This window comes from Pseudoalteromonas luteoviolacea (genome assembly GCF_001750165.1).
GTDB classification, from domain to species: domain Bacteria; phylum Pseudomonadota; class Gammaproteobacteria; order Enterobacterales; family Alteromonadaceae; genus Pseudoalteromonas; species Pseudoalteromonas luteoviolacea_G.
In genome coordinates this window covers 1,020,001-1,032,156 of sequence record NZ_CP015411.1, presented here as the reverse complement: position 1 = coordinate 1,032,156, position 12,156 = coordinate 1,020,001, and the positions used below count along the sequence as shown (strand labels likewise).

The following is a 12,156-nucleotide window of genomic DNA, read 5'->3' as shown; positions in this document are numbered from 1 at the left end:
TTATGTTTTTAATAAGCTAAACCATTAAATTTGAGCATCTGCTACTTCAATAGTACGACCTTGATGATCATGCAACGTCATGCCTTTGTCTGTTTTCCAATCTACCCAGCCATTTGATGTAGCCAGGAGCAAAAACATAGATGCACCACTTGGCGTTTGGAAAAGGTAATCTCTCTGGAAAACAAAGCGATCACCATCTTTAACTATTACACCTTTGTTAAGTAACTCATCTCGTTTATCATAAAAGCGTTGTTCGGTTTTCCTCTTGGTAACCATTGGCGCAGAAGAGCCTTTTAAAACAACCATACCTTCGTTGGTATAAATTCCTTTGGCATCAGATCCAGCTCGATTACAGAAGAATACTTGCTCTGTTTCAGATGAGACCTGTTCCGTAAGAGGCTCAAAAATAGGGTATCCCAGAGTTGCCAATAGCAAGCCTCCCACTTCATGTATTTCATCACAGTCTGCTTTGAGTGGAATAGGAGTATGAGGTTTTTGCCCGTTATTACCATTTAATAACTCAAAGCGTTGGCAAGCCTTGGCTTTTTCAATAGAAAGTGATTCTAAATACAACACGTGAGTTTGAGTTAAGTTATTTGTAAGTGAAATCAATACTAGGGCGCGTTCCCAATCCTTTTTGCCATCTTTATGATGCTGCATTAGACGAGAACCAACTTCACCAGATTGACCTATATACAACTCATCTTTACTATCGCCAGATATTAAGAAGTACAAGCCTACTTGCTTTGACTCGTCCATTTTTAGGAAGTCAGCAATATCGCTACGCGGTACTTCTATTAAGCGAATAATAGAAGTTGTTTGTTCAGCTATGCGAATACCCGATGGGTCACCAGTAGGCAAAAATATTTGAATGGTGCGAGGTCTTTTAGAATTCATTATGCAGCCTCCGAAGAATCAACTTTTACTCTACGCTTACCTGTCAACAACTGCTGCATTAGCGCTTTTTTCTCTTGTTTTAAGTCGGCAAGTTGTTGCTCTAGCAGTTCAATTTCTTTATCCGCAATCGTTAACACTTTGGCAATTTTTTGTTGCTCTGCAATTGTTGGTAATCGTATGGGCATTTTCTGAAACATCGGTAACCTCAGTGATTTAACTGTGCTACCAACTGCTTGAGATAGAAAATAGTGACGATAATACCCAATGTAATAGAATAGGTATTTACCAACGGATTCTGAAAAATCCATAATCGCGTAGGTTCTCTGATGAAGATCGAATTTTCCCTTAAAATGCTTAGGTACAAAGTCTTGGCCTTCGCCTGGAACAATTACAGCTTCAGAATCAAATAGATATCGACTACTTGTTCGAATATCCTCTGAGCGATCAAAAAAAGTAAACTCTCCATCTAGAGAAGAATCCTCTCGATTGGAACTGCCTGTCGTTATAAAGCTTATGTCCCCAAGCTTCACTTCTTCCCACTCTCCATCAAATTGCTTGCCTGAATCATCAAGTAGACGCTTTTTGCCTGTGAGCAGTTGTTGCATTAGCGCTTTTTTCTGTTGCTTGCTGTTATCAATCAGACGCTCAGTGGTGCTAATCGCTTTATCCCAAGTGGACAGAATTTTGGCAATTTTATGTTGTTCTTGAATTGGGGGGACATCTATTGGAATAGACCTAATTGTTGGTAAATTTAATCCAGCTTTTGCCCCTGAGTCATTAAGCCTATTTATTTTGTGGTTCATTGTCTTTGACGACAACAAGTAAGCGATATATTTACTATTTGCTTGACTCTGATCCAAACGAATTAATGCAGTATGTTGATTAATATATGATTCACCCAACCCTTCATGAACCCAGCCTATTTTTCCAAGTTCGGCTGTGATCGACATTAGAATATCACCAGCTTTAAGTGATGTTCTTTTTCCGTCAGATGAGTCGCTTTGAATATCTACAAATTTCAAGTCAGAAAGATCTAAATAGATGTTCTCTCTTTGAAGATTTGTCATTCTTATAAATTTGCTTCCTTGCTCAGCGTAATACTTTGCCCAATCTCGCGAACCGCTAGTGACAGTTTCGCAAAGCTTATCAAGGCGGATATGTTTCCATCCACTAGGCACCATAATCCAACTCCTTTAAGTAGCCTTCCATTTCAATTTCAAGCGCTTTCAACTCATTCTGCAATTGCAAACGCTCAGTCCGAACTGCGACTAAATCAATCTCAGCTTCTTCTTCAAACGTATCTACATAACGTGGAATATTGAGATTAAAATCGTTTTCTTTAATCTCTTCTAAAGTCGCTAAATAGGCATACTTATCAACCGTCTCACGGGATTTATAGCTATCGATGATTTTTTGAATATTATTGGTCGTTAACTGGTTTTGATTTTTACCTGGTTTGAATTCACGGCTACCATCAATAAACAAAACCTTGTCGTCAGCTTTGTGCTTTTTGAAGATTAGGATTGCAGCAGGAATACCTGTGCCGAAGAACAACTTTTCAGGTAATCCGATGACGGCATCTAATAGGTTTTCTTCAATGAGCTGTGTACGTATTTTACCTTCGGCTGACCCTCTGAATAAAACCCCATGAGGAACAACAACTCCCATTCGACCAGACTCAGGCTTAAGCGTTTCAACCATATGGCTGATAAACGCATAGTCACCTTTAGTTTTGGGTGGAACACCTCGGCGGAAGCGACCAAACTCGTCATTAGCGGCACCTTCAAAGCCCCATTTGTCTAACGAGAATGGTGGATTTGCGGTAACCACATCAAAGTGTAATAACCCCGTACCTTCTTTATCAAGCAGCATAGGGTGGCGAATTGTGTCCCCCCACTCAATACGGTGGTTGTCTTCACCGTGAAGAAACATATTCATCTTGGCAAGCGCCCAAGTAGAACCTATCGCCTCTTGTCCAAATAGTGCGTACTTTTTCGAACCATTAAAATTGTCTCTGATCATTCGTCCACACTTCATTAAAAGCGATCCTGATCCACATGCAGGATCACAAATTTGATCACCTTCTTGCGGATCAAGTATTGCCGCTAACAGATCCGAAACTTCTGGCGGAGTATAGAATTCACCAGCCGACTTACCGCTACCCGCTGCAAAGTGTTTGATTAGGTATTCGTAAGCATTGCCGATAATATCAAGTGAACCTACACGGCTTGGGCGCAGGTCTAATACTTCTTTACCAAAGTCTTCTAGTAAATGACGGAGAATATCGTTCTTTTGTTTTTCTTGGCCTAACTTGTCGGTATTAAAGCTGATGTCTTGGAAAACATTTTTTAACTTACCACCATTTGCTTCTTCAATAGCGTGCAATGCTTGGTCGATACGTTGGCCGTTGCCAGCTTTGTGGCGGTCTTCGTATAAGTCCCAAAAGCTTGCCCCCTTCGGTAATACAAAACGTTGTTTTGCCATCATCGCATGAATTAAGTCAGGCTGATCACCGTACTGTTCTACTAGCTTGTCGTACTCATCCTGATAAACATCAGAGATGTACTTTAAGAACAGCATGGTCAAGATGAAATCTTTGTAGATTGAGGGGTCAACTGTGCCTCTAAAGGTATCGCAAGCAGCCCATACCGCTTTGTTAATTTCGTCTTGGTTAATCTGAGTATTTGTCATTTCAAGATCCTTAATACGTCATTCCCTGTTGTTTGGAGAAGATTATTGTTCTTAACGATTAAATTGTGTTTCCACTTCTTTTGATTCAGGAAAGATGTCAGAAGCTTTGCAACCTAATAAGTGAATAATTTCATATATGCGTTCACACGATGCAGCTACCGAACCAGATTCCACACGGCTTATATAACTTTGCTCAACGCTCAATTTGTCAGCTAACTCTGCTTGGCTAAAGCCACTCTTTGTTCTTGCTAACTTGATGTTAAGTCCAATAATTTTTAGTGCTGGCTGCATTCAAAAGCTCCGCAGTTAAATGGAATATCTTCCCACATTGCGGATCTTTCACCTATGCCATATAATACATAAAATATGACCTATTAGTCATATTTTATGTATTAACGTAGATAATTTTGAAATGAAACTAGATCCAGTAATTAAAACAATCATCAGCATGAAAAACATTGATCGTTTTTCAGTCACTGAAATTCGAACTGCCTACCTTGCATTGATGAGTGATGAAGAGTTGGATAGTCAGAAGATCAGGCAATTTATTTATGATGACTTACACAAATTAGTAAAACGGGGCTGGTTAGTTAAAAAGACGGCCAGTAATGGTAAAGAGAGTCGTTTTACAAAAACAGAAGCTTTTGATCCTGAATTAATAGCCGAAGAATTAGAGCAACCTTTTACAAAACCAAACAGCAAATTAAGTGAAACAATTAAGTCGCTCTACTTGGATTTGAGCGCGTTAAATGCTGACCTTTTACAGTGCATGGGGGCACTAGATTCATTTCTAAATTTAAAACAGCAGCACCCAGAATTATCAGACGAATTCAATGAGTTCATTCATTCTACTAAAGAGCAGAAGCATATTTTAAAAGGGAAAATAGCTGCAACTGAAGAGATTTTAAAAAAGTTAAAAGAGAAAAAATAAATGAAATTAAGAAGTTGGCAGTCTGATTGTATTAACTCAGCAATTTCAAAATTTACCAGTTCAACAGACTCCAGTGATTTTAAAAAACACTTCCTAGCGCTCGCAACACCTGGAGCAGGTAAAACTATTATGGCGGCAACGTTAGCTCGAAAAATGTATGAACTTGGCTTAACAGACTTAGTGTTATGTTTTTCGCCGTCGTCAATCGTATCATCAGATTTTAGTGATGAACTCTCCACTCAGTTTAAAACTGAGTTTAATGGCAAAGTTGGTTCTTTGGGGGACGCATTCACCTATCAAAAACTTGGAACTCTTGATAATGGTACTTGGAAGCTATTTGAGCGTTTTAGGGTATTCGTGATCTTTGATGAAATTCATCACTGTGCAGGATCTTCAACTCATGATGCAAATGCTTGGGGCGCTCCGATCATCGAAATCATTCGTGAGAAAGCAGCCTATAGTATCGCTTTAACAGGTACACCGTGGCGCTCGGACTCGTTGCCAATCGCTCTTTCAACTTATTGTGAAGACAACCGGATTCAATGCGACTATGTTTACGGTTTAAAACAAGCAATCGCTGATGACGTTTGTAGGGTTCCTCAGGTCATTGCAGTAGACAACAATAAAATTGTTGTCACCAAAAATAAGAAACGAAAAGTATTCAAAAGTTTTAATACCTTGCTATCAGCTAAGGCTACTTCATATTCCCATATCGTTTTAAACGAGATAGTAAATGACCAAGTGCTTTCTAGAGCAATTATTAAGTTTAACGAACTAAGAAAAATAAACAGTAATGCAGGGGGCTTGGTTGTCGCATCTTCTATAGAGCACGCCGAAGCAATTAAGCTGCTGATGACAAAAAACTACAACATAGGTGCTGTAGTTGTAACAACAAATGAAGCAAGACCTTCCAAGAAGATAAAAGACTTTAGAAATAGCAGTGATGAATGGCTCATTAGTGTTGGTATGGTCAGTGAAGGTACGAATATTCCTCGCTTGCAGGTTTGCTGTAACCTAACAAATGTCACTACTGAAATGTACTTTCGCCAGATATTTGGCCGTGTTCTTCGAAAAACTGATTCGCCAAATCAAGAAGCATTTATGTTCATGCCAGCGGAACCTAAGCTGGTGAGCTACGCAAGGAGAATGGTTCAAGACATTCCAGATGAGGTAGCTAAGGTCAAAATCGTAAAAATGGATGAGGAAATAACTACAAATGCTGAGGAGCTGACACCTGTTGAAGCCGCTCGGAGCAATACGCATGTTTTACCTGAGAAGCATGAAATTACTGTTGGCCGCCATAGTGTCGAAGATATTCAGCGCCAAATCCAGAATATACTGTCGAATCATTACTTAGATGAGTCTGAAGGAGCGCAGGCTGAAGGGTTAAGTTATAAAGAGCCAAGTTCGAACCAAAACGGTACTAATTTACCTCAAGCTAAATGGTCGATGGGTATCGTAGGTAAATATCGTCAAGAAACGTTAAAAGTTGCTGATATAGAACCTTTCCTAATATCTCAAGCTTCTAAAGCTAAGTTGGCTGAACTTAATCAGCAACTAAAATAAGGTGAACCATGATCGTAAAACCACAAGGCTGGGTAATTTTAAAGTTTTCAACACCTGCTGATACATTTTATAAAATTTTCAGCAGTTGGCGGGGTGGCTACTTAGATGGAGACTCGTGGCGACTTAGTTCCGGTTCTCTTCACCTCCCAACACTTTCAGAGTGCGGGAATTATTGGGTTTGGCCTCAAGAGTCTGGCTCTTGTTATCACCTTCCTGTTAATGGTGAAGGGGGGTATTCACATTTCACAGCTCAAGTTTTAGGAAATATCATCCTCAAGTCTGGAGAAATGGATGTTTCGATTGAAAAAGTGAAGTTGTCTTCAATATTTGAATAGCTAAATGTACACTAATTAAGTTTAGAGAAATCTAGCAGAGTAAAACTTATTAAAAATGCGGCGTATAATAGCTGGTTCATCAGTTTCAACATATAAGAAATGAGGTATTAAATGTCATTCAAGGGCACCGAAACATATATCGCTAGCGAAGAATTACAGTTAGCAGTTAACGCAGCAATGACCTTAGAGCGCCCTTTACTAATTAAAGGAGAGCCTGGTACTGGTAAAACTATGTTGGCTGAAGAGTTAGCATCTAGTTTAGGAGCTGAGCTAATCCAATGGCATATTAAATCGACAACCAAAGCTCAACAAGGTTTGTACGAGTATGATGCGGTTTCTCGCCTCAGAGACTCTCAATTGGGTGATGAGCGAGTCCATGACATTTCTAACTACATAGTCAAAGGTAAATTGTGGCAGGCTTTCGAATCTCAAAAGCGTTCTGTTTTGCTGATTGATGAAATTGATAAAGCAGATATAGAATTTCCTAATGACTTACTTTTAGAGTTAGATCGTATGTCTTTCCACGTATATGAAACTCAGCAAGAGATTAAAGCTAAGCAAAGACCAATTGTTATCATTACATCGAATAATGAGAAGGAGCTTCCGTCAGCCTTTCTTCGTAGGTGTTTCTTCCACTACATTAAATTTCCTACTGCTGATGAAATGAAGCAAATTATTGAGGTTCACCACCCCAATATAAAACAAAAACTTCTCAAAGAAGCTCTTGATGTGTTTTTTGAGCTTAGAAATGTAAATGGATTAAAAAAACAGCCATCCACTTCTGAACTTATCGATTGGCTAAAACTGCTCATCGCAGATGACATTTCAAAAGAAGCTTTAATTGATAAAGAAAATAGCAAAGGTGTTATTCCTCTTTTGGGGGCGTTAATCAAGAATGAACAAGATTCTTCATTGATAGAAAAGTTAGCCTTTATGTCGCGGAGACAAAATCGTTAGTTCGCTTTTAACCTTACCGACAGAAAAAATATGACTTAAAATTAAGTCATTATTTTAATTTTTTTATAAAAATATGACTTAATTAAAAACAAGGAACTAATAAATGAATATGACTTTTGAATCTATTGAATTTAATGGCTATAAACGTCATTTGTCATATAATTTATTAGACCCAACCTCCAATTGTAAAGAGCTTCCAGATGCCTTCTTGCGTCGCTGCTTTTTCCACTATATTGACTTCCCATCACCGTCAGAAATGCAGGCAATCATCGATGTTCATTACCCAAACATAAAGTCAGAGCTCATACATCAAGCACTAGAAGTCTTTTTTAACCTACGCGAAGTAAGAGGGTTAAAAAAGAAACCAAGCACTAGTGAGTTGCTTGACTGGTTAAAATTACTCTTAGCAGAAGATATAGACCCGAAAACGCTGCAAGATAAAACCCACCAAGGTGGCTTAATGCCTTTGTTCGGTGCATTACTTAAAAATGAACAAGACGTGTCGTTGATTGAAAAGCTCGCTTTCATGAGTAAAAGATAATGCTGATAGCCTTCTTATTTACACTTAGAAAGCATGGCGTCAATGCCAGTCTTAGGGAATTAATGGATTGTATTAGCGCTTTAGAAAAAGGACTTTGTTTTGGCAGCATAGAAGATTTCTATGCACTAGCCAGAGTTATTTTCGTCAAAGATGAAACGCTATTTGATAAATTTGACCGCGCTTTTGCTGAGTATTTTGAAGGCGTCGAGCAAGTCGATGTTGCCTCAGCTATCACAAAACAAGCTTTACCTAATGAGTGGTTAAGAAAAGAATTTGAAAAACAGCTCAGTGAAGAAGAAAAGGCCAAATTAAAATCCCTCGGTGGTCTAGACAATTTAATGGAGACATTGAAAAAGCGTCTAGCAGAACAGCAAAAACGTCATGCTGGGGGGAATAAGTGGATAGGTACTGGCGGCACGTCGCCTTTTGGAGCATATGGTTATCACCCTGAAGGTGTTCGTATTGGGCAGCATACTGGTCAGCATAGTAAAGCAGTCAAAGTGTGGGACAAACGGCAATACAAAAACTTAGATAAAGATGCTGACCTCAGTAGTCGTAACCTCAAATTAGCCCTCAAGCAACTAAGAAAATTCGCCCACAGTGGTCATAGTGACACACTTGACCTGAATCAAACGATTGAAGCAACAGCCAAGCAAGGTGGTATGCTCAATGTAAAAATGGCACTCCAAAGACAAAACACAGTGAATGTGCTAATGCTCTTTGATATTGGCGGCTCGATGGATGAACATATTCAAATATGTGAACAACTATTTAGCGCAGCACACAACCAGTTTAAACACCTAGAATTTTTTTACTTTCATAATTGCGTGTATGAACACGTTTGGAAGGATAATGACCGACTAGATGACTCTTTGCTTGATACCTATCAACTTATCAATAAGTTTGGTAAAGATTATCGGCTTATTTTTGTCGGAGATGCCACCATGGGACCTTATGAGATTTCCTACCCTGGAGGAAGTGTAGAGCATTGGAATCAAGAAGCTGGCAGTGTCTGGCTGCAGAGGCTAACAGCGCACTTTAGTAAAGTTGCATGGCTAAACCCTCAGCCTCAAGCACACTGGCCTTATTATCAATCTATTCAACAAATAGGCGACTTAATGGAGGATAGGATGTTTCCGCTATCACTTGACGGGATCACTCAAGCGGTAAAGTCATTAACTTAATTACCTAAGTGCAAAAGGTTAGCGACAACGAACGCAGTGAGTACGCTTCTTTTGCGCAAGGTGATTATCGTGCAAAAGGTTAGCGACAGCGAACGAAGTGAGAGCGCTCTTTTTGCGCAAGGTGATTATCGTGCAAAAGGTTAGCGACAGCGAACGCAGTGAGAGCGCTCTTTTTGCGCAAGGTGATTATCGTGCAAAAGGTTAGCGACAGCGAACGAAGTGAGAGCGCTCTTTTTGCGCAAGGTGAAGTGACCCATTTTAACAAGAGATAATCAATACACCCCTATCAGCGTAGCAACCGATTAAAAACCAACAAAGTCTGGATCCTGAAACGAGTTCAGGACGACATGGTGAAAAAGGTGAATGACAACGAACGCAGTGAGAGCGCTCTTTTTGCGCAAGGTGATTATCGTGCAAATGGTTAGCGACAGCGAACGCAGTGAGAGCGCTCTTTTTGCGCAAGGTGAAATAAGCGAGTTTAACCGCTGCTAAGGGACTTAAACGCAAAAAACCCGCTGCATTTCTGCAACGGGTTTCTTTAATTGGGCCCTGGCAATGTCCTACTTTCACATGGGAAACCCCACACTATCATCGGCGCTATTTCGTTTCACTACTGAGTTCGGCATGGGGTCAGGTGGTTCCAAAATGCTATGTTTACCAGGAAATTCTGTGTGCAAGATGTTTAAAACACCTTACTAAAATCTGGAAGCGTAATTAAATTCTTATCGTCTACTTTCTATTCTTAACTTCTAACAAGCTTAAAACCACTTTGGCGTTGTATGGTTAAGCCTCACGGGTAATTAGTACGAGTTAGCTCAATGCCTCACAGCACTTCCACATCTCGCCTATCAACGTTGTAGTCTTCAACGGCCCTTCAGTTAACTCTAAGTTAAAGTGAGAACTCATCTCGAGGCTCGCTTCCCGCTTAGATGCTTTCAGCGGTTATCGATTCCGAACGTAGCTACCGGGCAATGCTATTGGCATAACAACCCGAACACCAGCGGTTCGTCCACTCCGGTCCTCTCGTACTAGGAGCAGCCCCTCTCAATTCTCAAACGCCCACGGCAGATAGGGACCGAACTGTCTCACGACGTTCTAAACCCAGCTCGCGTACCACTTTAAATGGCGAACAGCCATACCCTTGGGACCGACTTCAGCCCCAGGATGTGATGAGCCGACATCGAGGTGCCAAACACCGCCGTCGATATGAACTCTTGGGCGGTATCAGCCTGTTATCCCCGGAGTACCTTTTATCCGTTGAGCGATGGCCCTTCCATTCAGAACCACCGGATCACTATGACCTACTTTCGTACCTGCTCGACGTGTCTGTCTCGCAGTTAAGCTGGCTTCTACCATTACACTAACCGTACGATGTCCGACCGTACTTAGCCAACCTTCGTGCTCCTCCGTTACTCTTTGGGAGGAGACCGCCCCAGTCAAACTACCCACCAGGCACTGTCCTCAATCCCGATTAGGGACCTAAGTTAGAACATCAACACTACAAGGGTGGTATTTCAAGGTCGGCTCCACACAATCTAGCGACTGTGCTTCAAAGCCTCCCACCTATCCTACACATGTAGGGTCAATGTTCAGTGCCAAGCTGTAGTAAAGGTTCACGGGGTCTTTCCGTCTAGCCGCGGGTACACAGCATCTTCACTGCGATTTCAATTTCACTGAGTCTCGGGTGGAGACAGCGTGGCCATGGTTACACCATTCGTGCAGGTCGGAACTTACCCGACAAGGAATTTCGCTACCTTAGGACCGTTATAGTTACGGCCGCCGTTTACCGGGGCTTCGATCAAGAGCTTCGACAAAAGTCTAACCCCATCAATTAACCTTCCGGCACCGGGCAGGTGTCACACCGTATACGTCATCTTACGATTTTGCACAGTGCTGTGTTTTTAATAAACAGTCCCAGCCACCTGGTCACTGCGGCTCTCGTTTGCTTACGGAGTAAATCCTTCACAAACAAGAGCGTACCTTCTCCCGAAGTTACGGTACAATTTTGCCTAGTTCCTTCACCCGAGTTCTCTCAAGCGCCTTAGTATTCTCTACCTGACCACCTGTGTCGGTTTAGGGTACGATTCGATATAAACTGAAGCTTAGAGGCTTTTCCTGGAAGTAGGGCATCAACAACTTCACCACCGTAGTGGCTCGTCTCGACTCTCAGCCTTAGCGACCCGGATTTTCCTAAGTCACCAGCCTACAGCCTTTCACATGGACAACCAACGCCATGCTTGCCTAGCCTGCTCCGTCCCCCCATCGCATTTATACCAAGTACGGGAATATTAACCCGTTTCCCATCGACTACGCTCTTCAGCCTCGCCTTAGGGGTCGACTCACCCTACCCTGATTAACATGGGATAGGAACCCTTGGTCTTCCGGCGTGCGGGTTTTTCACCCGCATTATCGTTACTCATGTCAGCATTCGCACTTCTGATACGTCCAGCAAACCTTACAGTTCACCTTCAGCCGCTTACAGAACGCTCCCCTACCCCGCGAACAAAGTTCGCAGCCGTAGCTTCGGTGGTATGTTTAGCCCCGTTACATCTTCCGCGCAGGCCGACTCGACTAGTGAGCTATTACGCTTTCTTTAAAGGATGGCTGCTTCTAAGCCAACCTCCTAGCTGTTTTAGCCTTCCCACATCGTTTCCCACTTAACATACACTTTGGGACCTTAGCTGACGGTCTGGGTTGTTTCCCTCTCCACGATGGACGTTAGCACCCACCGTGTGTCTCCCGGATATTACTTTACGGTATTCGGAGTTTGCAAAGGGTTGGTAAGTCGGGATGACCCCCTAGCCTTAACAGTGCTCTACCCCCGTAAGTATTCGTCCGAGGCTCTACCTAAATAGATTTCGGGGAGAACCAGCTATCTCCCGGTTTGATTAGCCTTTCACTCCTAGCCACAGGTCATCCCCTAACTTTTCAACGTTAGTGGGTTCGGTCCTCCAGTCAGTGTTACCTGACCTTCAACCTGCCCATGGCTAGATCACCGGGTTTCGGGTCTATACCCTGCAACTTAAGCGCCCAGTTAAGACTCGCTTTCGCTAC

The 12,156-nt window shown here is 41.8% G+C and carries 9 protein-coding genes, 2 rRNA genes and 1 pseudogene (1 of these 12 only partly in view); 6 read left to right on the top strand and 6 right to left on the bottom strand.

Annotation, left to right across the window (positions count from 1 at the left end; all coding sequences use genetic code 11):
• Positions 1-24: 24 nt before the first annotated feature.
• From S4054249_RS04375 to S4054249_RS04360, 4 genes are read right to left on the bottom strand one after another with little or no spacing between them, the layout of a single operon-like run.
• Positions 25-897, bottom strand: a complete 873-nt coding sequence (locus S4054249_RS04375) for a GIY-YIG nuclease family protein (protein ID WP_046354515.1) — start codon at positions 895-897, stop codon at positions 25-27.
• Positions 897-2,078 carry a restriction endonuclease subunit S gene (locus tag S4054249_RS04370; protein WP_046354516.1) on the bottom strand — a complete coding sequence of 394 codons (1,182 nt, stop codon included), beginning with the start codon at positions 2,076-2,078 and terminating at the stop codon, positions 897-899. The genes S4054249_RS04375 and S4054249_RS04370 overlap by 1 nt, the downstream gene beginning before the upstream one ends.
• Entirely contained in the window at positions 2,068-3,588 is a 1,521-nt protein-coding gene (locus tag S4054249_RS04365; RefSeq protein WP_046354517.1) for a type I restriction-modification system subunit M, read from the bottom strand. The genes S4054249_RS04370 and S4054249_RS04365 overlap by 11 nt, the downstream gene beginning before the upstream one ends.
• Before the next feature lie 51 nt (positions 3,589-3,639).
• The gene (locus S4054249_RS04360) at positions 3,640-3,879 is read right to left on the bottom strand and encodes a helix-turn-helix domain-containing protein (RefSeq protein ID WP_046354518.1); all 240 of its coding nucleotides are present in this window, start codon (positions 3,877-3,879) and stop codon (positions 3,640-3,642) included.
• 121 nt (positions 3,880-4,000) lie between these two features.
• On the opposite strand from S4054249_RS04360, the gene S4054249_RS04355 reads away from it, so the two are divergent.
• From S4054249_RS04355 to S4054249_RS04330, 6 genes and pseudogenes are all read left to right on the top strand, one after another.
• Entirely contained in the window at positions 4,001-4,519 is a 519-nt protein-coding gene (locus S4054249_RS04355) for a hypothetical protein (RefSeq protein WP_046354519.1), read from the top strand.
• On the top strand, positions 4,520-6,085 hold the full coding sequence (locus S4054249_RS04350; RefSeq protein WP_046354520.1) for a DEAD/DEAH box helicase: 1,566 nt from the start codon (positions 4,520-4,522) through the stop codon (positions 6,083-6,085).
• 8 nt (positions 6,086-6,093) lie between these two features.
• On the top strand, positions 6,094-6,420 hold the full coding sequence (locus S4054249_RS04345) for a hypothetical protein (RefSeq protein ID WP_046354521.1): 327 nt from the start codon (positions 6,094-6,096) through the stop codon (positions 6,418-6,420).
• 111 nt (positions 6,421-6,531) lie between these two features.
• The gene (locus tag S4054249_RS04340; protein ID WP_046354522.1) at positions 6,532-7,377 is read left to right on the top strand and encodes an AAA family ATPase; all 846 of its coding nucleotides are present in this window, start codon (positions 6,532-6,534) and stop codon (positions 7,375-7,377) included.
• Between the two features lie 175 nt (positions 7,378-7,552).
• Positions 7,553-7,918 (top strand): annotated as a pseudogene (locus S4054249_RS04335) (AAA family ATPase); the annotation flags it as partial.
• Complete coding sequence (locus S4054249_RS04330) at positions 7,918-9,102, top strand: vWA domain-containing protein (RefSeq protein WP_046354523.1); 1,185 nt, start codon at positions 7,918-7,920, stop codon at positions 9,100-9,102. The pseudogene S4054249_RS04335 and the gene S4054249_RS04330, both read left to right, overlap by 1 nt.
• A gap of 547 nt (positions 9,103-9,649) precedes the next feature.
• Here the strand turns inward: S4054249_RS04330 and rrf are convergent.
• Both rrf and S4054249_RS04320 read right to left on the bottom strand, forming a co-directional pair.
• Positions 9,650-9,764 (bottom strand): 5S ribosomal RNA (rrf, locus tag S4054249_RS04325).
• Between the two features lie 117 nt (positions 9,765-9,881).
• Positions 9,882-12,156 (bottom strand): 23S ribosomal RNA (locus S4054249_RS04320); it runs 607 nt beyond the window's last position.

What these genes read in the sequence shown, in the direction of transcription:
- S4054249_RS04355 (WP_046354519.1), top strand. Translation starts at nt 4,001, where the DNA reads ATGAAACTAGATCCAGTAATTAAAACAATCATCAGCATGAAAAACATT.
- S4054249_RS04375 (WP_046354515.1), bottom strand. Translation starts at nt 897, where the DNA reads ATGAATTCTAAAAGACCTCGCACCATTCAAATATTTTTGCCTACTGGT.
- S4054249_RS04370 (WP_046354516.1), bottom strand. Translation starts at nt 2,078, where the DNA reads ATGGTGCCTAGTGGATGGAAACATATCCGCCTTGATAAGCTTTGCGAA.
- S4054249_RS04345 (WP_046354521.1), top strand. Translation starts at nt 6,094, where the DNA reads ATGATCGTAAAACCACAAGGCTGGGTAATTTTAAAGTTTTCAACACCT.
- S4054249_RS04350 (WP_046354520.1), top strand. Translation starts at nt 4,520, where the DNA reads ATGAAATTAAGAAGTTGGCAGTCTGATTGTATTAACTCAGCAATTTCA.
- S4054249_RS04360 (WP_046354518.1), bottom strand. Translation starts at nt 3,879, where the DNA reads ATGCAGCCAGCACTAAAAATTATTGGACTTAACATCAAGTTAGCAAGA.
- S4054249_RS04330 (WP_046354523.1), top strand. Translation starts at nt 7,918, where the DNA reads ATGCTGATAGCCTTCTTATTTACACTTAGAAAGCATGGCGTCAATGCC.
- S4054249_RS04365 (WP_046354517.1), bottom strand. Translation starts at nt 3,588, where the DNA reads ATGACAAATACTCAGATTAACCAAGACGAAATTAACAAAGCGGTATGG.
- S4054249_RS04340 (WP_046354522.1), top strand. Translation starts at nt 6,532, where the DNA reads ATGTCATTCAAGGGCACCGAAACATATATCGCTAGCGAAGAATTACAG.